The organism is Algoriphagus persicinus (genome assembly GCF_035156415.1).
Lineage (GTDB): Bacteria > Bacteroidota > Bacteroidia > Cytophagales > Cyclobacteriaceae > Algoriphagus > Algoriphagus persicinus.
The window spans coordinates 1-21,701 of record NZ_JAYEEY010000021.1; the positions used below are offsets into that span (position 1 = coordinate 1).

Here is a 21,701-nt window from a genome sequence, read left to right on the forward strand (position 1 = left end):
AAACAGGTCTTGAAAATCTCTTTACCAGTCAAAAAAAGACCCTGGATGGATGGCATCTTCTCCCAAATTCAGAATCTAAGCCCCCCTTTTAATTATTCTAATGCATAATCCGGGTTTAATTATCCCTTCCAAAAGCAACAAGCGAATGGTTAACTGCTGATTAAAATTAAAACATCAACTTAGATCTTCTTGGTGATAAACAGAAATCCAGCCTTATTTCGCTAGTTCTTTTTTCTCCTTCGCTAAAATATCCTCAACTTCTGTATTTCTGTTTCGCTTTTTATTCTCCTCCACCAAATCCAAACTCACATTCACTTCAAAACACACGAGGATGATGATAGAGGTGATAAGAAGCCATAGCATCAACGCAATCAAGGTCCCGATGGAACCATAGAGTCTATTGTAGCTAGCGAAATTATTCAGGTAATACGTAAAGCCATAAAAGCCAAAAGTGGTAAGTAGTCCTGCTAGCTTTGCCCCTGCCGAAAAAAACTTCCACTTGTCATGAACTGCGGGGGCAAACCTGAAAATGAAGGCTGTAGTGATATAGAACATGAAAAGTAAAATGAGGAATTTCAGACTAGTGAACAAGAAAATCATAAAACCTGAATTGAATACCTGCATCTCATCCAATCGACGAATAATTATCTCTCCCAAAATCATGACCAAACTAGCAGTGATCACCGTCAGTGCGAGAATCAAAACTATGCTGACTGCAATACCTCGACTTTGAAAAAAGCTCCTATTATCCTTGGTCTGATAGACTGAGTTAAACGAATTCATCATCGACACCACCCCTTGGGTAGAGGCAAACAAGGCGAAGAAAAAACCCAGAGAAAGCAAGCTTTGCCTTGGTTTGGACACGATATCCATGATGGTTCCCTCGGATTGGGTGTAAATCTCCTCAGGAAGGATTTCTTGGGTGAAGGTGAGGATGTTTTGAGTGGTGATGTATGGAAAAATATCCTGCAAATATGGAATAAGGTTCAGCAGAAAAAGTATCATCGGGAATAGGGCAATGGTGTAGCTAAATGCCATAGATCCAGCCCGCTCTAAGATATCGTCCTTTTGCAGCTGTATCAAAAAAATCCTCCCAAGATCGTAGAGGTTTTTGTCTGGATCTCCGAAATGAATTTTCTTAAGCTTTCGAGCTTGCCAAAGTAACCTGACTTCTAACCTAAGGATTCTTGTTTTGATCACTTTATCCTACTTCTTGAAAATAAGCTTTCAATAAAGCTAATAAATTATGCGGAGGTCTGGTCGGACGATGGCTGTCTTTTTTGAGAAAAGTCAGAACTGTCCAGCCTTCTGTAATCAATTCCGCTTGTGCGTTAAAGACCTCGTATTCAAATCGAATCCTGACGCCTGGAAGGTTAGGGATAGTAGTCTTGATGGTGAGCAATTCATCGTATTTTCCTGGCCTTAAATAGCGGAAATGACTTTCCAGTACCGGCATCATCACGCCCTCATCTTCCATTTCCTTGTACGAAAACCCAATACTTCGCATCGCCTCCACTCTGGCTACTTCGAAGTACATCGCGTAGTTGCCATAATAGACATAACTCATCTGGTCAGTTTCAGCGTATCGAACTCTGATTTGGGTTTCTGCTCTAAACATGCTTAATAGATCTTCGCGGCATTAAGCGCAGCCTGATACCTTCGAGCATTTGCATTGTGCTGGGCCAAATTGGTGGCAAAAGAATGATAGCCCGAGAAATCTTCCTTGGCACAGAAGTATAGATACTCATGGTCTTCTGCATTCAGTACGGCATCCAATGAGTTGATGTCTGGAAGGTTAATTGGACCCGGGGGAAGCCCTGCGTACATATAAGTGTTGTATGGGCTGTCGGTTTCTTTGTGAACATTCAGCACTCGTTTCAATTCGAAATCTCCCAACGCGAAAACCAAAGTTGGGTCAGCTTGAAGGGGCATACCTAACTTAAGTCTATTCAAATAAACTCCTGCGATTTTCGGACGTTCATCCGCCTTCTGACTCTCGGCTTGCACAATACTCGCTAAGGTGCTTACTTCTTTTGGACTTAGCCCAAGTAAACTTGCTTTCTGCTTTCGCTCCTCCGTCCAGAAACTTTTATATTCTCGATGCATCCTGTCAAAAAGTGCTTCTGCGCTGGTATTCCACCAAAATTCATAGGTATTTGGTATGAACATGCTCATGATCGTTTCCTCGTCAAAATCAAACTTGCGGATATAGACTGAGTCTTGAACAAGCTCTAAAAATTGATCTTTTGAAATCTCCATATTGGAGGTGATTTTTTCAGCCAAATCTTCCTTTGTCCTCACATTATTAAATGTGACCCGAATGGGCGTTTGCTTTCCTGAGCGAAGTAATCTGACCAATTCAAGATTAGTCATTTTCGGCTCAATGGTGTAAAGTCCCGGTTTTACGTTTTCTTGATAGTCCATGATTTTGGCCAGAAAGCCAAAACTTACCAAGTCATTTACCACATAATCGTCATACAACTTGTTGGAAACGGTCTTGAAAGTGTCATTGCTCCCAATTTTCAACATATATTTCTGGTCGGATTCTATCAGCACATTTGGACTGAAAAAAATCTGGTAGAAATAGAAACTCAAAGAGATAGCCATCACTGAGAAGCCAATGACTAGGACGAGGTAGATGTTCTTTCTTTTTTCACTTAGCATATAGGTGTCAAAAATAGGGAAAAATCTAAGGTGGAGTTTGTGCTTCAGGTAAGGTAATTATATCTTTCTGTTGAAAATTGTTTTTCATGGAAGTTGTTTTAGTCACCTGTGCGCTAATATTTTTGGATGAAAAAGTTCTTTGTGCTCAACGTTCTGAGAAAATGTCACTTCCAAGGTTATGGGAGTTTCCAGGTGGGAAAATTGAGAAGAAGGAAACACCGGAAGCCTGTCTAATCCGTGAGATCCAAGAGGAATTAGCCATTTCTATCAAGGTAATCAGCTCTTTGAGACCACAAGAACCTTCTTATTCAGCAGGGATAATGATCCAGTTGATGCCGTTTATTTGCAGATGGGAAAGCGGAGAGCTTATTTTACTGGAGCATCAAGAGGTAAAATGGCTGCCAAAAGGTGCATTAAAATCTTTGAATTGGGCTCCTGCTGATATACCAATAGTTGATCACCTTTTGGAGAATTGGAACAATATTCAGAAACTACTAGTTGATTATAGTACAGAAATTTAAGGTATGCCCGCTGAATTGATTCGATTATATGAGGAAAATCCTGATCCAGATAAGATCAGGCAGATTGCCGCCACGCTTCGTGATGGAGGTGTAGTGATTTATCCTACAGACACTGTCTATGGGATGGGCTGTGATATCATGAATTTGCGTGCAGTGGAGCGTATTTGCAAAATCAAGGGCATCAATCCCAAAAAACATAATTTCTCTATCATTTGTGCTGATTTGAGCAATATTTCTCATTTCACCAAGGTAATCAGCAAGTCAGTTTTTAAGATGATGAAAAAAGGGTTGCCTGGCCCCTTTACGTTTATATTGGAAGCAAGTAATCAAGTGCCGAAGATCTTACATAGCAAAAAGAAAACTCTCGGAATCAGAGTACCTGCTCATAATGTGCCGCGTATGCTGGTGGAAGAATTGGGGCATCCCATCCTCACTACCTCTATCAATGATGAAGATGAAGTGATAGAATACAGCACAGATCCAGAGTTGATTTTCGAGAAATATCAGCATCTCGTGGATATCGTTATAGACGGAGGATATGGGCAGAATATCGCTTCCACCGTATTAGACTGTACTGGAGACGTGGTGGAAGTACTTAGAGAAGGCTTGGGCAAACTGGAGGATTTAGAGTAGGATGACAAAGAGCATAGCGGTAGATCTGCACTATTTTCCAAACCTTGAGTTTTTTGCAGCTATAGCAGATGCTGATGAATTAGTGTTTTTTCCTGAAGAAACCTACCAGAGACAATCCTTTTTTAACCGTACTCAAATCCGTCTAGCTAACAAGGTTGGGACATTGTCTGTGCCTATTCAAGGCAGGAGGCCAAGGATTTCCCTAAAAGACATAAAAATTGATACTACTCAAAATTGGGTAAATATTCATTTAAGAGGAATTCAGAGTGCGTATGGGAAGGCAGCTTTTTACGAGTACTATTTCCCTTATTTCGAAAAAGTTTACCAGAAGAACCTGGAGAGTTTGTGGGAGCTGAACTGGCAAATGCTGACAATCTGTCTCAAGTTACTGGGCTTGTCTGTCAAGATGCGTATACAGGATAATAGTCTGGAGCAAAGTTGGACAGATGATATTAGAGGGCAACTGATGCCTTCAGAGCCTTTTTGGGAGCGGGAATACTATCAGCCTGAGCTTTATTACCAACTTTTTGGCTTAGACTTTGATCCAAACCTTAGCATTCTGGATTTGTTGTTTTGTGAAGGCCCCGCATCTACTAGTATAGTCTTAAAGTCTGTAAAAAAACGATGAACAATCTGCAAAAGGATTGTGTTTTCAAAACAAATTCGGTAACATACGTACAGGATTATTAAACAATCAGATAGGAATTCAATGGAAGCAAAATTTTCGAACAGAGTCAAAGAGGTGATCTCTCTTAGCCGCGAAGAAGCTCTTCGCCTAGGACATGATTACATTGGCACAGAGCACCTCTTGCTGGGGATGATTCGCGAAGGTGAAGGTGTTGCTGTTTCCATTCTTAAGAAATTGGGAGTGCCAATGGACGAATTGCGGAATGCAATCGAACGCGCTGTAAAAGGCACAGCCAATCACAACGTGAAGAATATGGCAAATATCCCTCTGACCAGACAGTCAGAGAAGGTGTTGAAAATTACTTATTTGGAGGCAAAAATCTTTAAAAGTCAATTGATTGGTACTGAGCATTTGCTCCTATCAATTTTGAGAGATGAAGACAATATAGCTACTCAGATACTTAATAAATTTGAAATCAATTATGATTCGGTAAAAGAAATGCTGGAAATTTCATCCGATACTCCTCCTCGTTCTAAAGCTGAGGCGGAAGACGGAGATGATGATGGATCTAAGCTTTTCGGTTCTACTGGAAGTGGTTCTGGTGCATCTAAGCCTGGAGCAGAGAAGTCAAGAACTCCCGTTTTGGATAATTTCGGACGGGATCTGACTAAAATGGCCGAGGATGATAAGCTTGATCCAATTATCGGTCGTGAGAAAGAAATCGAACGGGTTGCACAGATTCTTTCCAGAAGAAAGAAAAACAATCCGATTTTGATCGGTGAACCAGGTGTAGGTAAGACAGCTATTGCCGAAGGTTTAGCACTAAGAATTATTCAGAAAAAAGTATCCCGTGTACTTTTCAATAAGCGTGTGGTGACTTTGGATCTGGCTTCTTTGGTAGCTGGCACGAAATATAGAGGACAGTTTGAGGAGAGAATGAAAGCCGTTATGAACGAGCTGGAGAAATCTCCAAACGTAATCCTCTTTATCGATGAGCTTCATACCATAGTAGGAGCCGGTGGTGCTTCCGGTTCTTTGGATGCGTCCAATATGTTCAAACCAGCTTTGGCACGAGGAGAAATTCAATGTATAGGTGCTACTACGCTGGATGAGTATCGCCAGTACATCGAGAAGGATGGCGCTTTGGCACGTAGATTCCAAATGGTGCTGGTAGATGCTACTACGCCTGAAGAAACTATACAGATCCTTAATAATATCAAAGACAAGTACGAGGATCACCATAATGTCAATTATACTGAAGAAGCTATAATTGCCTGTGTGAAACTTTCCGATCGATACATTTCCGATAGATTCTTACCGGATAAGGCAATAGATATATTGGATGAGGCAGGCGCCAGAGTCCATATCAATAATATTCATGTGCCAGAAGATATTCTGAAATTAGAAGCTGAAGTAGAAGACATCAAAACTGAGAAGAACCGGGTAGTGAAATCTCAGAAATATGAAGAAGCTGCGCAACTCAGAGATAAGGAGAAAAAATTGTTAGAGCAATTGGAAACAGCTAAAAATAGATGGGAAGAAGAAAGTAAGTCTAAACGATTCACGGTAGAAGAAGATAATGTAGCTGAAGTGATCGCGATGATGACTGGAATACCTGCTAAGAGAATCGCTCAGAAAGAAGGTGCAAAGCTTTTGAATATGAGTGGGGATTTATCAGGCAAAGTAATCGGTCAGGATGAAGCGATAAAGAAACTGACTAAGGCAATTCAGAGAACTAGAGTGGGATTGAAAGATCCTAAAAAGCCAATTGGTTCATTTATTTTCCTAGGCCCTACGGGTGTTGGTAAGACGGAATTGGCCAAGATGTTGGCTACTTATCTTTTCGACAAAGATGATTCCTTGATCAGAATTGATATGTCAGAGTATATGGAAAAATTCTCCGTATCCAGATTGGTAGGAGCCCCTCCCGGCTATGTGGGTTACGAAGAAGGCGGACAGCTGACCGAGAAAGTCAGAAGGAAACCATACTCTGTAGTCTTGCTAGATGAAATCGAAAAAGCTCACCCGGATGTGTTTAACATTCTTCTTCAGGTGTTGGATGACGGTATCCTGACGGATGGTTTGGGTAGAAAAGTGGATTTCAGAAACACCATCATCATCATGACCTCGAATATAGGAGTGCGTGACTTGAAGGATTTCGGAGCAGGAATTGGTTTTGCCAGTCAAACCAAATCTGACAATATGGACGAAGTGATGAAGTCAACTATTCAATCTGCGTTGAAAAAGGCATTTAGCCCGGAATTCTTGAATAGATTAGATGATGTGGTGGTATTCAACTCACTAACCAGGGAACATATCTTTAAGATTATTGATATCAGCTTAGGGAAGTTATTTGCTAGAATCACAGATCTTGGATACAAAATTGAACTAACCGAAAAAGCGAAGGAATTCTTAGCTGAGAAAGGCTATGACCAGCAATATGGTGCAAGACCTCTGAATAGAGCTATCCAAAAGTATCTGGAGGATGCAATTGCCGAGGAAATCCTGAAGGGAGATCTTTCCGATGGTGATGTCATTACAGCGGATTATCTTGGTGAAGGCACCGAGCTTACCATTGCTGTGAAAAAGAAGGAAAAAGCTGATTAAAGCTTAGCTGTTTTATCTAGAGTTTGAAAGCCCCGAGCAAAGAGTTCGGGGCTTTTTTCATTCAGGACGAGTCAAGTCTATGTTATAAACCTTTATAAAGTCGAAAAATCAAAGAGTCAAAATGAAAAATAGTAAAGCTACGCTAAGCACCAATATCATCTTTTTTGCCTTCTCTTTGATCTCAGCGGATAATTTTCGCTTGCGAATCACCAACACAGCCAAGCTCAACCCAACTAATTGTAATGCAAGCCCAACGCCGTTCAAGGGCTCCATCGGTGCAGATAGAACCTGAAAGTACGTATTCAAAAGCGAAAGCGTACACAACACAATACCTGTAATCCCAAATAAAAAGGAACGCTGAAGTAATGTCTTATTTGAATGCTCAGTCCATTTCATTTTTTCTGATTCTAGATTTGGCGGCAAGATACAAGACTTCCAACTACTGGCCTTACCTCAAGCAAGCTTTCACTTTTTAACTTCCTGCTTTGCCCGTCTTGTATCGAAATAGTTACCTATTTCATTTAAAGTCATCGCATTGAGCGTCATTTCTTTCGTAAGTCCGCCTTTCCTGCCCACCAGTACCCCATATTTCATATCGGCATAGCCCTCCATTTCGTGCGCATCAGGATTGATAGAAAGCATCACCCCCTGATCCATGGCGTATCTTACCCATCTCCAATCCAGATCAAGTCTCCAGGGATTTGCATTGATTTCAATCACTACATTATTTGTAGCGCAGGCATCTATGACAGCCTTATGATCAATTGGGTATCCTTGGCGGCGAAGAAGAAGCCTTCCAGTAGGATGACCCAAAATAGTGGTAAAAGGATTCTCAATCGCCCTGATCAGCCTACTTGTCGCTCGCTTGATGTCCATATTCAGAATGGAGTGAACAGAGGAAACGATAAAGTCAAAACTTGCCAACACAGCATCCTCGTAATCCAGTTTTCCGTCAGAAAGTATGTCACTTTCTATTCCTTTGAAAATTCTGAATGGAGCCATTTTCTTGTTCAGTTCATCAATTTCTTGATGTTGCTTTAGGATCTTTTCGACTTCCAGTCCTCCGGCATAAAAAGCCGTTTTGCTATGATCGGAGATCCCCAGGTATTCATAGCCTAGTTCTTCGCAATACTCGGCCATTTGCCTCAGGCTATGCTTACCGTCACTGTAGGTGGAGTGATTGTGAAGAATCCCCTTCAGCTCTTTCTCAGTAAGCAGTTCTGGAATTTTGTTTTCCTTAGCTAGGGCTACTTCCCCAAATCCTTCACGCATTTCAGCAGGAATAAATTGGAGCTTATTGATGCTGAAAAACTCAACTTCGCTTGAATAATCCCTTTTTTGAAGCTTTTGGGATACGCTTTCCTTTTCATCCACGAGTGATTCCAAGTGGAGCGGTGAAGCTATTAGTGAGAGCTTCTTCCAGAGGAAATCCTCCTTGGAGCAGAAGTGCACGCTCACCCGCAGTTCGATTTCTTTCAATTTTCCTCTTAATGTTCTGGGGCCTGATTCGAGCAAAATCCAATCGATGGAGTCCATTGCTTTAATCTTGGATTTTACACTAGGTAATTCATCAGAAGAAATTAGAAACTCAGTTTCTGTGATGATTTCCATCTTTCTTGCAAAATCACCTACGATTGTCAAATCGGCTTTTGGAGCAATTCCACGAAATGTTTCCTGAAGTTTCATTACAGTTTCCTCTAGGTCTGCATAGAGCCATTTTCCAGAATTGGAAGCTTTGAACTCTAAATTTTGGATAATAGTGTCTTGCGTTTTTTCTCCGAAACCTTTGATTTTGGCTACTTTACCGGATTGACAAGCCTCCATGAGTTCATGGGTGGAGGTAATGCCAAGTTCTTCCCAGAGGGTTTTTACCTTCTTGGGACCTAGGCCTTTGATCTGAAGAACTTCCAGAATTCCCTCGGGAGTTTTTGCCAATAATTCTTCGAGAAAGGGAAACGTATCTGTTTCTTTAAGCTGTTGGATTGCTTCCACCATACTCTTTCCCACACCTTGGATGGTTGCAAGCTCTCCTTCGCTCAATCCCATGATGTCCTGATCTCCTCGTTCCAAGGAAATCAAGGCACTTTGATAGCTGCGGATTTTGAAAGGGTTTTCATCGTGAAGTTCCATCAGCTGAATGCTGAGTTTAATTTTTTTCAGAAGAGTCTTGTGATCCAAAATATCTCGTTTTATGTGAAAGTCTCTAGACAAATGTCTTTAAATAATGTTTCAATTTAAAGGGCTATAGCTTAACTTAAAATTGAAATTTGAGTTTCTACATGCTGAGCACTGCAACCTGCTGGAATGGAGTAGCATTCATTCTTATTTCTGTTGCTTTTGAATCGAGAGAATGTAATTACCTTATGAGAATCAATTGCCTATTTACTTTCTATGAATAAAACAATGAGATACTGGATAGTTAAGTCTGAGCCTGGATCTTATTCCTGGGATGATTTCGTAGAAAAAGATGAAGATGTTTGGGATGGTGTGAGAAATTACCAAGCGAGGAATTATCTACAGGAAATGCAACAGGGAGATCTGGTGTTTTTTTTACCATAGCGGAAATGACAAAGCCATCGTAGGTATAGCAGAAGTGAGTCAGGAACAGTTTCCTGATCCTGCGGATGAAGCGTGGACGGCTGTAAAATTGAAAGTGAAAAGACCGTTGAAATCGTCAATTTCCTTGTCTTCAATCAAAGCAGAGGATAGATTGTCTGACTTGCCTATGCTAAAGCAATCCCGCTTGTCAGTCTTGCCTGTCACACAAGCAGAGTTTGACTTACTTCTAAAAATGGGTTCATGAAATCGAGCATGTCGTAGAAGACACACAGCCGGATGATTATCAAACCTGCGAGATTCGATGTGGCCTTTAAAAAACAAATTATAAACACATGAAATCGAGCATGACTAGAAAGTCACACACTGGGATGATTATAATGCATGCGAGATTCCATATGGCCTTAAAGAAAAAATTATAATCATATGAAAAATTCAGTTCTATTCCTTTTTCTTTTTATCCTCGGGCAGCAATCGATGGCGCAGCTTAGATTCATTGAGCGCTATGAAGTACCTTCTGAGTTGAATGATCCATTGTTTGAGATGATTGACTCAGAATCCGGTTTGGTTTCTATGCGGACTCTACCGGAGAAAGGGATGAATTTGAGGAGAGTTTTTCAATATTTTATTGTGGACTCCTCGCTGAATACTACCCAAGGCATGATAGAATTTCCAGTGAAGGAAGGATTTGATATGTTGGGATATGATACCGACAATAGCCAGTTGTTTATACTTTTCTCTAAAGGGTACCTTATAAGTTCAGACAAGTATCTGCTACAAGTGAATTTGGAGACCAAGCAAGGAATAGAATTTGACGTAAATAATGTGCTGGATATGGAGCTGGTGGAGTTTTTGGTCCAAGATCAAAAAGCTATTTTCATGGGGACTTCAGATACCAGGCCGGTTTTGCAGATTCATGATTTGGTTACTAAGAGTGTCCATACGCTTCAAGGAATATATGGGAATGATACTCAAATCCTTCAAATTCGAAAAATGCCAGAGACACGCTCACTAGAAGTAGTGCTGAGCAGGAAGGGCTCCTATAGAAATCGTGACTTGCTGATTAATACCTACGATATGACCGGGAATGTCATTCAAGAGGTTAAGGTGGATCATTTTTCCGATCCAGGTCAAGAGATTATGGACGGAATTCTACTCTCTACAGGCAATTACCAAGAAGCTATGATAGGAGCTTTCGGATTGGAGCGTAGAAATGCCTATCAAGGTATGTATATTATGGATATCAATGAATTTGGAGAATTTGATTTCAAATTGTACACCTTGAAGGATTTTCCGAATTTCTACAATTACCTCAACGAAAAGGCCAAAGGAAAAAAAGATAATGCAGTCCAAAAGGAATTGGATAGAGAAAAGATTCCCGTCATTAATAGTCTGTATTCTATTCGTGATATACGACAAACTCCAAATGCTTACTACGTGTACTTCGACCAATATACGGTGTCCAATAGTCGCTCTGGATATCAAAACGGGGCGTATTCCCCTACGGGAGGCTACCGATACGACAGATGGAGCAGGATGGGGACTACTATCTTAAATGACCCTTATTTGACAAACCGCTTCCCGATGTCGAGTAGTTATCAGTCTGTCCCTGAGTACCGATATATTTCGGCACATTTTGCTAAAGTCGCTAAGACAGGTCAAGTGCTGTGGGATAATGCAAGTTCATACAATGAAATGGTAACTACCTATCCTGATGCTTTCGGCGAAGTGGCTGTGGTGGGAGAGGATTTGTACCACATGTTTGTAGAAAACCAGACGATTAAGCTTAGTTTCTTCAGAAATGGAGAAAAAATATTCGAAAACCAGGAATTTGAATTGGGCTTGGTCAATGAGCATGAAAGGATTCGGGACACCAATCTGGAAAGCTTGCGATTGATATATTGGTACGACAGATACTATTTGCTTTCGGGTACTCAGCGAATTCGATTCTTGAATGAGGCAGGTACTGATGAGGTTAGAGAGGTTTACTTTCTCACCAAAATAGTGGTGGATGGGGATTTGTATAAGCCAGAAGACCTCCCGGACTAGTTTTTATTTTTATATTTACCCGCAAATCTACCCCATGCAAAAAAGGCTAGTCTTAGACGAAGGACAGATTGGGATCATACTCAGGCGCTTCTGTCATCAACTGATCGAAAATCACGATGATTTTGACAATACGGTACTGTTGGGCTTGCAGCCTAGAGGCCCAATTTTGTTGGACAAAATCGTAAAACTTCTTGAAGAAATTTCTGGAGTGAAAGTTCCTTCAGGATATCTCGATGCTACATTTCACAGAGATGATTTTCGCAGGAGAGATCTCCCACTCAAAGCAAACGAAACCAAAATCAACTTTCTAGTCGAAGGCAAAAAAGTGATTCTAGTCGATGACGTGCTTTATAAAGGAAGGTCAGTGCGAGCAGCTATGGATGCGATGATTGCCTTTGGCAGACCGCAGAAAGTAGAGCTTATGGTGCTTGTAGATCGTAAGCTCACCCGGGATTATCCTATCATGCCTGATTATTATGGTATTCGTGTGCATACGCTGGAAAGCCAATATGTGCTTGTGGAATGGGCTGCTCAGGGGAATGAAAAAGACGCAATTTGGATCACAGAGAAAGTTAACCCTTAACCATGTCGCAACTCAGCACGAAACATTTACTTGGAATCAAAAACCTCACGGAGGATGATCTCCAGCTTATTCTTGACACAGCGGCAAATTTCAAAGAAGTGATCAATCGCCCGATCAAAAAAGTACCTTCTCTTCGTGATATCACGATTGCCAACGTGTTTTTTGAGAATTCTACGCGCACCAGACTTTCTTTTGAGCTCGCTGAAAAAAGGTTATCTGCAGATGTGGTGAATTTTTCCTCTTCCAACAGTTCAGTGAAGAAGGGTGAAACACTGGTAGATACAGTGAACAACATCCTGTCCATGAAAGTGGATATGGTAGTGATGAGACATTCTAGCCCTGGAGCACCTCATTTCCTTGCGCGAAATGTAAAAGCGAATATTGTGAATGCCGGGGATGGTACTCATGAGCACCCGACTCAGGCATTACTTGATGCATTCTCTATCAAGGAAAAGTTAGGGGATGTGGCCGGAAAAAAGGTCGCCATCATTGGGGATATTTTGCACTCAAGAGTAGCGCTTTCCAACATTTTTTGCCTACAAAAACTAGGCGCTGAAGTGATGGTCTGTGGACCTATTACCTTGCTGCCAAAATATATCGCCAGTCTTGGCGTGAAAGTAGAATTGGATGTGAAAAAAGCACTGCAATGGTGCGATGTGGCTAACGTCCTAAGAATTCAGCTAGAAAGACAGCAGATCAAGTATTTCCCCAGCTTGCGCGAATATTCACTTTATTATGGGATCAATAAAAAACTATTGAGCCAGTTAGATAAGGAGATCGTCATCATGCATCCGGGACCGATCAACCGTGGTGTAGAACTGAGCTCAGATGTGGCTGATTCGGAGCATTCTATTATCCTTGAGCAGGTGCAAAATGGCGTAGCGGTACGAATGGCTGTTCTTTACTTGCTTGCAGGGGCAAGAGGGTAGGATTAATTTGAGATTAACACGCTCAAATTTGAAGTCCATTTCCATTTAAATCTCAAATTTACCTTTATGCTAAGCGTAACTAATCTCGTGAAAACCTATGGCAAGCAGAACGCTGTCAACGATATATCATTCGAACTTCGGGGAGGAGAAGTAGTAGGGCTGCTAGGTCCAAATGGAGCTGGAAAAAGTACGACGATGAAGTGTATCGTAGGCTTGCTTCGCAAAACTTCCGGAGAAATTACCTTAGGCGGACACGATCATCTGAGTGTGGAGGCAAAGCGACTCTTCAGTTATATTCCAGAGACGCCTTATGTGTATGATCTACTCACGGTACATGAACATATGCAGTTTGTAGCTCAGGCTTATGGAGTAAAAGTGTGGAAGGAGAAAGCTGATGAATATTTGGAGCTATTTGAGTTGGCGGATAAAAGAGACAAACTTGGGCGAGATTTATCCAAAGGCATGCGCCAAAAAGTATCGATTTGCTGTGCCTTGCTTCCAGATCCTCAGGTATTGTTCTTCGATGAGCCCATGATTGGGTTGGATCCAAAGGCAATTAAAAATACCAAAAGAGTATTCAGAGAGCTTAAGGAAGCAGGAAAGACTATTCTGGTAAGCACACATTTGATCGATAGTGTAGAGTCTATTGCCGACAGAGTGATGATTCTGAAAGATGGTAATATTGTCGGCAATGACACGATTTCTAATCTTAAGCAGCAATTTGTACAGGAAGAAGGCACCACTTTGGAAGATCTATTTTTAGAAATGACCAAAGATGTATGAAATCCGACTGCTTTTCAGGAAGGATATTCTCATCCTGATCAATAATATCAAGCTCATACTTAGAAATCCACTTCGGCTTTTGCCCTATGCAGGAATTCTAGGCTATATCTTTTTTATGTATTATCTGCGTTTGCAGACCAGAGATGAGGATGCATCTACTCAGGAAATGCCAGCATTGGATATTAATGGCATACCTGAAGTGAATTTTGCGATGCAGAATATAATTGGAGCAGTTACGCTACTAGCCTTGGTTATTCTAATCTATCAGCTCTATCGAGCGACAAAAAATAATGTCAGTTTTTTCAAAATGGCGGATGTCAATCTACTTTTTACAGCGCCTGTCAAGCCGGAGAATATCCTGATTTACTACATGGCCAGATCCATTTTACCTTCTTTGGGAGGTGCGATCCTCTTTGTGGTTTATGGAGCTAGCCAAGCTATAGACACTTTTGAAATGACTGTTGCGAATTTCATTTTCCTGATACTAGCTTTTGCCTTGTTCTTTTTTATTGTTTCTCCAATCAAATTCCTGGTTTATACACTAAATACCAAATACGATGTGATGGAATATATCCGAACAGGCGTCATCATTTTGGCTATTTTGCTCTCGGGTCTGGTAATTATTCCCGGTTTGCTGGCCGAGAAATTCTGGCAGGGGATGTTTGCTTGGATTACTTCTCCATGGTTTGATTTCTTTCCTATTGTGGGATGGAGCCGGGGAATTGCAAGTTATCTTTCCCATGAAAATGCGATACTATCAATTGGTTTTATAGCACTCTACGGCATTGCGTATTTCGCGATTTTGAAATTGGTCATTCGCTTTGCGGGCTATTATTACGAAGACGTGCTGGAGGCGACCAAGTCTAATGAAGAAAAGCTGGAGAAAGTAAAAGGCAAAAAACAAGTCGGTGAGAGCTCCTACAGTCTGAACACTAAAAAGAAACTTGCTCTTCCTGACTTCGGAACTGGTGCCAAGGCCTTTTATTGGAGAAATTACGTCCACAGTTCACGGCAGGATTTCCATCCGCTTTTTGGATTGTATTCTCTGATTATGGTGGGTATAGGAATAGTCCTGGCAGTACTTTCTTTATTCGACTGGTTTTCGCATTACTTCTTATATGGCTATCTGCTGATCATGTTGTTTCTATATTTCTTTGCCGGGATAGGCAGAGCAAATGTAGGAGACCTGAAAAAGCCTTTTTTCATTCTTGTGCCCGCTACTTGGACCGCTAAGTTCTGGAATGTGATTAAGCTGGACATTCTTCAGATTACCTTGTTTTGCGTTGCATTGATTGTTCCTTCTGTATTGATAGCTGGATTAAACTGGTTTATAGTTCCACTCTTCTTATTTGCAACTATAGAAGTTTACTTGATTGGTTTTGGGATCAATATAATCCCCCAAATAGCTTTAGATGAAGGCTGGGACAGGAAATTGATCAAGCCATTTATGATAGGAGGTATAGTTCTTTTTGGGTTTGTGCCGGCATTTGTTTTTAGTATTGTTGCGTTTGTGGTTTCACAGCAATTCGTCTGGGCGCTGTTTGGCGGATCCTTTGGGATGTTTTTCGTGGCTGCTATCTTGATGCACGTGACGCTGGATGTTTTGAAGCGGCTGGAATTCAAGGAGATATAGAAGAAGCCAGCAATTTTTTTAACCACAAAGTGCACGGAGCTTAACGCAGAGTGCACTTTGTGGCGATATTGAGAATTTTTTTTAGCAAAATTCAATGTTATCCTGCTTCTCCAGAAGCTGAATCTGATTTGCATTTTCTTCCCCCTGTGTAGCCGATAAAAGGAGGTCAGGACGCCCCTCCAGCCAAGAAGTCGATCTTTAGGAAGGGTTTTCTATCGCAGTCTGAGGACTGCGTTGAGCTAGGTCCAAGACTGAAGTCTTGAGCCAGACAAGTCGCAGTGCCTAGACAAAACCGTAAAATTGGATTGGATTTACTTAGCTTTTACTTTCGAAAAAGCCGAATTTTATTCTGTTTTAACTTTCCCGTGATCGCTTCAGCAAGAAAATTCCTGTAATTTTGAATACCAAATCTAACCGACTATGATCTACAACTCAATAATCGATACCATCGGAAACACGCCGATGATCCGCTTGAATAAACTCGCCAAACACGTCAAAGGAGAGGTTTTGGTTAAGGTAGAATACTTCAATCCTGGGAATTCCATGAAAGACCGTATGGCGATCAAAATGGTGGAGGATGCTGAGAAGGCAGGATTGCTGAAGCCAGGAGGTACGATCATAGAAGGGACTTCTGGAAATACTGGGATGGGTTTGGCACTGGCGGCAATAGCCAAAGGCTACAAGTGTATTTTTACCATGGCGGATAAACAGTCCAAAGAGAAAATCGACATTCTCAAGGCTGTGGGGGCAGAAGTGATCGTTTGTCCGACAAACGTTTCCCCAGATGATCCACGGTCCTATTATTCCATTGCAATGAAATTGAATCAGGATATTCCTAATTCTTTTTACCCAAATCAATACGACAACCTATCCAATACAGCCGCTCACTACGAGACGACTGGACCTGAAATCTGGAATGATACTGATGGCAAAATCACCCATTATGCAGCCGGTGTAGGAACCGGCGGATCTATGTGCGGAGTAGCGAAATATTTGAAAGAGCAGAATTCAAATGTGGTGACTGTGGGAATTGATACTTACGGTTCGGTTTTCAAAAAGTATAAAGAGACTGGCATTTTTGACGATAAAGAAGTCTATCCCTACCTGACTGAAGGGATAGGTGAGGACATTCTTCCAAAGAATGTGGACTTTGATATGATCGATCACTTTGTGAAAGTGACAGACAAGGACTCTGCCGTGATGACGCGCCGATTGGCCAGGGAAGAAGGCTTATTTGTAGGTTGGTCTTGTGGATCTGCTGTACATGGAGCCTTGGAGTGGGCAAAGGACAATATGAAGGAAGGCGATCAGATGGTAATTATTCTTCCTGATCATGGCACTCGCTATTTGGGCAAGGTTTATAACGACGAGTGGATGAGAAATCACGGTTTCTTGGAAGACAAGACTTTCTCTACGGCAAGAGATATCATTGCGCAGCGGAATGGAGCATATACGTTGGTTTCATCGTTGAAAACCGACACAGTGAAGGACGCAATCGGCTTGATGAATAGGACAAGTGTTTCCCAGATCCCCGTGATGGAAAATGGTGAAGTAGTAGGAAGTCTCACAGATAATAAATTGCTGGCCAGAATCATAGAAAATCCCTCTCTGAAAGATGCGAATGTTGCTGATGTAATGGAAGATTCCATGCATTTTGTGGCACTGGATAGTACGCTGGACGTGCTTTCTTCTATGGTAGAAAAACAAAAGGCGGTACTCGTGCGTGATGTGCAAAATCAGATTCATATCATTACTAAGCACGATATCTTAGAAGCTTTCACGAAGTAAATTAATTAAATGGATCAAGGTAAAATTCAACGAATCATTGATTCGGGAGTAGATTTTGATATCAAGGAGATACTTACAAAAGCCTGGGAGATGTTCAAATCCCGGGCTTTGTTTCATGTAGGATATATGGTATTGATTGGGGCTATTCAGGCAGGGTTCGCTCTATATTTGAAGGATTTCACTTTTCTCTACAGTATCTTTTTGGCTCCGCCACTAGTCTGTGGATTTTACTTAGTGGCAAACCGCCAAAGTCAAAAAGAATACATTGATTTTCAGAATTACTTTGATGGTTTCAAATATTGGTGGAATCTAATGTCAGCTAACCTCATTAGCTCCATTGTGATAGTACTCGGGATTATATGCTTTGTGGTACCAGGGATTTATTTACTCATCGGATACATGTTTTGTCTCCTGTTTGTGATTTTTGGAGGCTTTGATTTCTGGACTTCTATGGAGCTGAGTCGTAAACTAGTTCATACGAACTGGGTGAAGTTTTTTGTTTTTGGTCTAGCACTATTAGCGCTAAATCTAGCTGGTTTTCTTTGTCTGATAGTCGGGCTCCTCATCACGGTTCCGATGACTTATCTAGCTGTTTATATTCTTTTTGAAGAGCTGACTATAGACGCGGTGGTGGATCCAGAAGATACTATCATTCATGTGTAAGAATCATAGCTTGCAGTCGTGATCTACATTTCTCAGAGAGTTCACTTACTGCTGTTTCAGATGGTGAAGGAGGATTAATGGGCTTGGAATAGTAGATGTTGACTTTGCCTGGACTTATCAAAAGCGATCCTTTTTTCATGATTTTATTAGCCCCGATTACGGCTATAGGAATCATAGGAATACCTGTTTCAACAGCAAGTCGAAATGCGCCGGATTTGAAAGGAAGGAGAGCGGTTTCACTATCATTTCGTGTTCCCTCGGGAGCAACGACAGCAGAGATTCCTTGATTGAGAAATATCACCAACCGATCTATACTTTTTCTTCTTGATTCGACATCTGTTCTATCTACCCAGATCGCTACTTTACCCACTACCCACCCGAAAAATGGGATTTTGGATAATTCTTTCTTTCCCAAAGCTCTAACTGGCTGAGGAATGGCAAGCGGGATTATTGCTGCATCTAAGAATGAACGATGGTTGAAAATGTAAATGTATGATTGCCTGCGATCAATGATTTCCCTGCCATGGAACTCGTATCGAATTCCCGATCCAAAAGACCAAACTCGAGCCCAAATTCGAATAAATAAAAAAGACAGTTTACCTCCTGCTGGACTAATGCTCATAGGGATGACGATAAAAAGCCCTAGCATCAGGAGCAGTGTGAAGAAAAGCACAATGGAGTAAATGGTAAATAATGCTTGGATGATTTTTATCATTCGGAGGAAATGGTAATTTTGGGTATAAATTTAATCTTCACTCTTTGCTTGCAGGAGCCTCCGAGCGTTCGGGGGCTCTGTTTTTTGGTACTACCACGAATTTAATGGAAGTCAGCTTATAAAAATCTGGCCAGCAGCTGAATTTCTCAGCTCTTCGAGATTTGTAATCTCGAAACTCTACCAAAGAATACGCAATCCTACATCCCAAAACAGATTAAAAATCCTTAGGTAAGTCCTCGAAATTACACTTTCGAAAAGAAGATTGAGTAAGACCTGAACCGACATAAGGTTTAACGAGAAATAGAACTAAATTAAACCCATAGTGCGAAACTAAAGCGCATGTTACCCAACATATTCCAGATAAAAAGTCATTTTCTACTAGACCCAAAAACATGAGATTGCAAGGAAAGACAGCCATCATTACCGGAGCTACAAGTGGCATGGGAAAAGCCATGTCAGAGCGGTTTGCCAACGAAGGAGTGTCTGTTATTTTAAGTGGTCGGGATGAGCTTCGAGGCAAAGCATTGGAGAAAAAGCTGATTCAGCATGGCGGAAAGGCAGTTTTTGTTGCTGGGGATATTTCTACTATAGCTGTAAATAAAACGCTCGTTCAAGAAGCGATTCACAATTTCGGAAAACTGGATATCGTTGTAACCAATGCCGGAAAGTTAGGTTTGGGATCTGTGACGGATATTTCTTTTGAAGAATGGAATGAAACCATCAATGCCAATCTAAATTCAGTGTTTTACTTGAGTCGGTTTGCGATTCCTGAGATGCAGAAAAATGGCAAGGGCGTCATCCTCGCAAATAGTTCGATTGCAGCGTTTAAGAGTTTCCCCAATCATGCAGCCTATTGTGCCAGCAAGGCTGCGCTTGTTGCGTTGGTGAAAGAGATGGCGTTAGATTATGGACCCACCATCCGGGTGAATACCATTTGTCCCGGCCCTGTCGATACTCCATTAATTTGGGATTCAGCCAAAGCTTTTGATGACCCTGATACCATCGTACAGCAAACAGCCAATAATACGTTGATGAAGCGTCTTGGACATCCGGAAGATATTGCTTCACTGGCCCTGTTTCTGGTTTCTGATGAAGCATCCTGGATTACAGGATCAGCTTACACGATAGATGGGGGAATTTTAGTTAAATAGGCACTGCGATTTAAAAAGCTTTCAGAGCTTCGAGATTTGTAATCTCGAAGCTCTATCAAAGGATTTGCAATCCTCTATTTCCAAACGGATTTAAAATCCAATTCCAATAATTAAGAACTCGGAATTGCACATTCTGAGCAGCGATTATTTCACCACTATCGCATCAGTCGAGGGTTCATACCCAATTCGATGTGCCAACACAAACAATGAATCTCCTGCATTCATCTCAAATGGAATCTGATAAACAGACCAAACGTCTTTAGCACTTTTCTTGAAGCCAATTGAAGCCCCTTTTGTCTCAGTGGAAATTGAAACCATTCCATCCTCAAAATGCACTTCTCCCGGTTCTGTAGTCGGTGCTTCATCTGCCCCACTCCACCATTGGTGTACCATTTCCATTTCAGGCATTGCACCAAGATCCCCAAACTCATCCACCCATTTTAAATGAGCGCTACGAAGCTCAGAGAGCTTATCTGCATAATCAGGATTTCCTGCCAGATTAGTAAACTCATAAGGATCTGACTGTGTATCATATAATTCCTCCTCTGGCTTAGTGTCGTCAAACCAGCGTTCTTGGTTTTCATCCAATTTCCCTTCTTTGTGTAATTCCAGCAAGTGAACCATCAGAGGATTACTTAATCGGTAGCGTATATGCTGATAGTTGGGCTTATCAGGCATATAGTTTTTAATGTATTTATATCGACCATCACTCACTGCCCGAACCCGGTCTACCTCAGAATCCATTCGATCCCGTGCAGCATAGATGTATTGTCTCGGAGCGGACTTTTGATTCCCCATAAATGCCTGTCCCTGCATGTTATTTGGAATTTTCACTCCTGCTAGCGCAAGTACAGTAGGGCCAAAATCCAAAAAGCTTACCAACTGATCATCCACTGTTCCTGGGTCGATAAAAGGCGCCTTTATAAAAAGAGGTACTCGCAAGCCTCTATCATACAACTCCCGCTTATAATAAGGCATGCCATCCCCATGATCTGAATAATAGAAAATAATCGTGTTTTCATACAACCCATCATCTTTTAGCTGTTGCAAAAGCTCACCCACCTGTGCATCAAAGCGCATCACATTGGTGATGAATCTTGCTAAGGTCCTTCGTGTAATGGAATCATCAGGATACACTGGCGGCACCGTCACACCTGCCGGATCAATCAGCAAATCCTCATTTTCCCTTGCCCATACTTGAGATTCATGAGTCGTGGTATAATTGAAAATTGAGAAAAATGGTTGGCCTGGATCTTTACGATTTCTCCAATGAGCGGTATTACTACTCTCATCCCACATCGTACCAGGCGCGACAAACTGGTAATCCTCCTTCACATTGTTGCTGGTATAATAGCCAGCCATGCGTAGGTATTCAGGAAATCCATGCATTCCTTCAGGAATCACTGCTGAATAGGATTTATGATCCGGAGGGTAATTATCCCCGCCTGCAGCCGAAAAAGAAAGAGTACGCATATGCATTGCACCAATCGATGTTTGATATGCACCTGTAATAAGTGCTGCACGACTTGGTGCACACACCCCTGCAGTAGAAAAGGCATTTGTAAAGAGAACTCCAGCCTTAGCCAGCGTGTCCAAAACGGGCGTATGCCCGCCAGTACCTCCATATACGCCCAAATGCTCTGGCGACATATCCTCATTCACAATCCAAAGGATATTAGGACGCTCAGGATATTCTATTACCACATCAGAATTCGACTCCTTTTGGCAGGAAAAAAACAGAAATGAAAGAAGCGAAAAAGATAGTAAATACTTCATATATAGATGGATTTGAACAACC

Annotated in this window: 21 protein-coding genes; 14 read left to right on the plus strand and 7 right to left on the minus strand. The window is 41.5% G+C overall.

All coding sequences use genetic code 11. The features are described from left to right. Window positions 1-213: 213 nt before the first annotated feature. From U3A58_RS15720 to mltG, 3 genes are read right to left on the minus strand one after another with little or no spacing between them, the layout of a single operon-like run. Complete coding sequence (locus U3A58_RS15720; protein WP_323825108.1) at window positions 214-1,197, minus strand: YihY/virulence factor BrkB family protein; 984 nt, start codon at window positions 1,195-1,197, stop codon at window positions 214-216. A gap of 4 nt (window positions 1,198-1,201) precedes the next feature. Then, window positions 1,202-1,618: an acyl-CoA thioesterase gene (locus U3A58_RS15725; protein ID WP_323824951.1), complete on the minus strand. Its 417-nt coding sequence runs from the start codon at window positions 1,616-1,618 to the stop codon at window positions 1,202-1,204. A 2-nt stretch (window positions 1,619-1,620) separates the two neighbouring features. Next, window positions 1,621-2,664 (minus strand): endolytic transglycosylase MltG, encoded by a 1,044-nt coding sequence (gene mltG / locus U3A58_RS15730; RefSeq protein WP_323824953.1) that lies wholly within the window; start codon window positions 2,662-2,664, stop codon window positions 1,621-1,623. Between the two features lie 86 nt (window positions 2,665-2,750). On the opposite strand from mltG, the gene U3A58_RS15735 reads away from it, so the two are divergent. The 4 genes from U3A58_RS15735 to U3A58_RS15750 all read left to right on the plus strand — a co-directional run bounded on the left by U3A58_RS15735 (window position 2,751) and on the right by U3A58_RS15750 (window position 7,053). Next, a complete protein-coding gene (locus U3A58_RS15735; protein WP_323824955.1) occupies window positions 2,751-3,185 on the plus strand; it encodes a (deoxy)nucleoside triphosphate pyrophosphohydrolase in 435 nt (144 codons plus the stop codon). 3 nt (window positions 3,186-3,188) lie between these two features. Next, window positions 3,189-3,818 (plus strand): L-threonylcarbamoyladenylate synthase, encoded by a 630-nt coding sequence (locus U3A58_RS15740; protein WP_323824957.1) that lies wholly within the window; start codon window positions 3,189-3,191, stop codon window positions 3,816-3,818. Between the two features lies 1 nt (window position 3,819). Then, entirely contained in the window at window positions 3,820-4,446 is a 627-nt protein-coding gene (locus tag U3A58_RS15745; protein ID WP_323824959.1) for a WbqC family protein, read from the plus strand. An 81-nt stretch (window positions 4,447-4,527) separates the two neighbouring features. Further along, the gene (locus U3A58_RS15750; protein ID WP_323824961.1) at window positions 4,528-7,053 is read left to right on the plus strand and encodes an ATP-dependent Clp protease ATP-binding subunit; all 2,526 of its coding nucleotides are present in this window, start codon (window positions 4,528-4,530) and stop codon (window positions 7,051-7,053) included. Window positions 7,054-7,161: 108 nt separating this feature from the next. Here the strand turns inward: U3A58_RS15750 and U3A58_RS15755 are convergent, their stop codons facing one another. Then, window positions 7,162-7,449, minus strand: a complete 288-nt coding sequence (locus tag U3A58_RS15755; RefSeq protein ID WP_323824963.1) for a hypothetical protein — start codon at window positions 7,447-7,449, stop codon at window positions 7,162-7,164. 69 nt (window positions 7,450-7,518) lie between these two features. Beyond that, window positions 7,519-9,231 carry a helix-hairpin-helix domain-containing protein gene (locus U3A58_RS15760; RefSeq protein ID WP_465038361.1) on the minus strand — a complete coding sequence of 571 codons (1,713 nt, stop codon included), beginning with the start codon at window positions 9,229-9,231 and terminating at the stop codon, window positions 7,519-7,521. 225 nt (window positions 9,232-9,456) lie between these two features. Here U3A58_RS15760 and U3A58_RS15765 point away from each other — a divergent pair, with 225 nt between their 5' ends. From U3A58_RS15765 to U3A58_RS15805, 9 genes are all read left to right on the plus strand, one after another. Next, entirely contained in the window at window positions 9,457-9,612 is a 156-nt protein-coding gene (locus U3A58_RS15765) for an EVE domain-containing protein (RefSeq protein ID WP_323824965.1), read from the plus strand. A 34-nt stretch (window positions 9,613-9,646) separates the two neighbouring features. Then, window positions 9,647-9,856 (plus strand): EVE domain-containing protein, encoded by a 210-nt coding sequence (locus tag U3A58_RS15770; protein WP_323824967.1) that lies wholly within the window; start codon window positions 9,647-9,649, stop codon window positions 9,854-9,856. 179 nt (window positions 9,857-10,035) lie between these two features. Then, on the plus strand, window positions 10,036-11,658 hold the full coding sequence (locus U3A58_RS15775; protein ID WP_323824969.1) for a transcriptional regulator: 1,623 nt from the start codon (window positions 10,036-10,038) through the stop codon (window positions 11,656-11,658). A 34-nt stretch (window positions 11,659-11,692) separates the two neighbouring features. After that, entirely contained in the window at window positions 11,693-12,241 is a 549-nt protein-coding gene (gene pyrR, locus U3A58_RS15780; protein ID WP_323824971.1) for a bifunctional pyr operon transcriptional regulator/uracil phosphoribosyltransferase PyrR, read from the plus strand. Between the two features lie 2 nt (window positions 12,242-12,243). Continuing rightward, window positions 12,244-13,170: an aspartate carbamoyltransferase catalytic subunit gene (locus U3A58_RS15785; RefSeq protein ID WP_323824973.1), complete on the plus strand. Its 927-nt coding sequence runs from the start codon at window positions 12,244-12,246 to the stop codon at window positions 13,168-13,170. 66 nt (window positions 13,171-13,236) lie between these two features. Then, window positions 13,237-13,953 (plus strand): ABC transporter ATP-binding protein, encoded by a 717-nt coding sequence (locus tag U3A58_RS15790; protein WP_323824974.1) that lies wholly within the window; start codon window positions 13,237-13,239, stop codon window positions 13,951-13,953. Further along, entirely contained in the window at window positions 13,946-15,586 is a 1,641-nt protein-coding gene (locus tag U3A58_RS15795) for a putative ABC exporter domain-containing protein (RefSeq protein WP_323824976.1), read from the plus strand. The genes U3A58_RS15790 and U3A58_RS15795 overlap by 8 nt, the downstream gene beginning before the upstream one ends. A gap of 420 nt (window positions 15,587-16,006) precedes the next feature. Further along, entirely contained in the window at window positions 16,007-17,374 is a 1,368-nt protein-coding gene (locus tag U3A58_RS15800; protein ID WP_323824978.1) for a pyridoxal-phosphate dependent enzyme, read from the plus strand. A gap of 9 nt (window positions 17,375-17,383) precedes the next feature. Next, the gene (locus U3A58_RS15805; protein ID WP_323824980.1) at window positions 17,384-18,037 is read left to right on the plus strand and encodes a hypothetical protein; all 654 of its coding nucleotides are present in this window, start codon (window positions 17,384-17,386) and stop codon (window positions 18,035-18,037) included. Here U3A58_RS15805 and U3A58_RS15810 read toward each other — a convergent pair. Further along, window positions 18,024-18,752 (minus strand): lysophospholipid acyltransferase family protein, encoded by a 729-nt coding sequence (locus U3A58_RS15810; protein WP_323824982.1) that lies wholly within the window; start codon window positions 18,750-18,752, stop codon window positions 18,024-18,026. The two genes, U3A58_RS15805 and U3A58_RS15810, sit on opposite strands and share 14 nt — an antisense overlap. Window positions 18,753-19,144: 392 nt before the next feature. Between U3A58_RS15810 and U3A58_RS15815 the strand changes: the two genes are divergently transcribed. Beyond that, entirely contained in the window at window positions 19,145-19,903 is a 759-nt protein-coding gene (locus U3A58_RS15815; RefSeq protein ID WP_323824984.1) for an SDR family NAD(P)-dependent oxidoreductase, read from the plus strand. Window positions 19,904-20,047: 144 nt separating this feature from the next. On the opposite strand, the gene U3A58_RS15820 is transcribed toward U3A58_RS15815, so the two are convergent. Further along, a complete protein-coding gene (locus tag U3A58_RS15820) occupies window positions 20,048-21,679 on the minus strand; it encodes a sulfatase family protein (protein ID WP_323824986.1) in 1,632 nt (543 codons plus the stop codon). Between the last annotated feature and the right edge of the window lie 22 nt (window positions 21,680-21,701).

Bases quoted from the DNA above. Each gene is read 5' to 3' on its own strand.
- pyrR (WP_323824971.1), top strand. From the start codon at position 11,693: ATGCAAAAAAGGCTAGTCTTAGACGAAGGACAGATTGGGATCATACTC.
- U3A58_RS15785 (WP_323824973.1), top strand. From the start codon at position 12,244: ATGTCGCAACTCAGCACGAAACATTTACTTGGAATCAAAAACCTCACG.
- U3A58_RS15800 (WP_323824978.1), top strand. From the start codon at position 16,007: ATGATCTACAACTCAATAATCGATACCATCGGAAACACGCCGATGATC.
- U3A58_RS15745 (WP_323824959.1), top strand. From the start codon at position 3,820: ATGACAAAGAGCATAGCGGTAGATCTGCACTATTTTCCAAACCTTGAG.
- U3A58_RS15755 (WP_323824963.1), bottom strand. From the start codon at position 7,449: ATGAAATGGACTGAGCATTCAAATAAGACATTACTTCAGCGTTCCTTT.
- U3A58_RS15795 (WP_323824976.1), top strand. From the start codon at position 13,946: ATGTATGAAATCCGACTGCTTTTCAGGAAGGATATTCTCATCCTGATC.
- mltG (WP_323824953.1), bottom strand. From the start codon at position 2,664: ATGCTAAGTGAAAAAAGAAAGAACATCTACCTCGTCCTAGTCATTGGC.
- U3A58_RS15740 (WP_323824957.1), top strand. From the start codon at position 3,189: ATGCCCGCTGAATTGATTCGATTATATGAGGAAAATCCTGATCCAGAT.
- U3A58_RS15750 (WP_323824961.1), top strand. From the start codon at position 4,528: ATGGAAGCAAAATTTTCGAACAGAGTCAAAGAGGTGATCTCTCTTAGC.
- U3A58_RS15790 (WP_323824974.1), top strand. From the start codon at position 13,237: ATGCTAAGCGTAACTAATCTCGTGAAAACCTATGGCAAGCAGAACGCT.
- U3A58_RS15725 (WP_323824951.1), bottom strand. From the start codon at position 1,618: ATGTTTAGAGCAGAAACCCAAATCAGAGTTCGATACGCTGAAACTGAC.
- U3A58_RS15775 (WP_323824969.1), top strand. From the start codon at position 10,036: ATGAAAAATTCAGTTCTATTCCTTTTTCTTTTTATCCTCGGGCAGCAA.
- U3A58_RS15815 (WP_323824984.1), top strand. From the start codon at position 19,145: ATGAGATTGCAAGGAAAGACAGCCATCATTACCGGAGCTACAAGTGGC.
- U3A58_RS15765 (WP_323824965.1), top strand. From the start codon at position 9,457: ATGAGATACTGGATAGTTAAGTCTGAGCCTGGATCTTATTCCTGGGAT.
- U3A58_RS15805 (WP_323824980.1), top strand. From the start codon at position 17,384: ATGGATCAAGGTAAAATTCAACGAATCATTGATTCGGGAGTAGATTTT.
- U3A58_RS15735 (WP_323824955.1), top strand. From the start codon at position 2,751: ATGGAAGTTGTTTTAGTCACCTGTGCGCTAATATTTTTGGATGAAAAA.
- U3A58_RS15820 (WP_323824986.1), bottom strand. From the start codon at position 21,679: ATGAAGTATTTACTATCTTTTTCGCTTCTTTCATTTCTGTTTTTTTCC.
- U3A58_RS15810 (WP_323824982.1), bottom strand. From the start codon at position 18,752: ATGATAAAAATCATCCAAGCATTATTTACCATTTACTCCATTGTGCTT.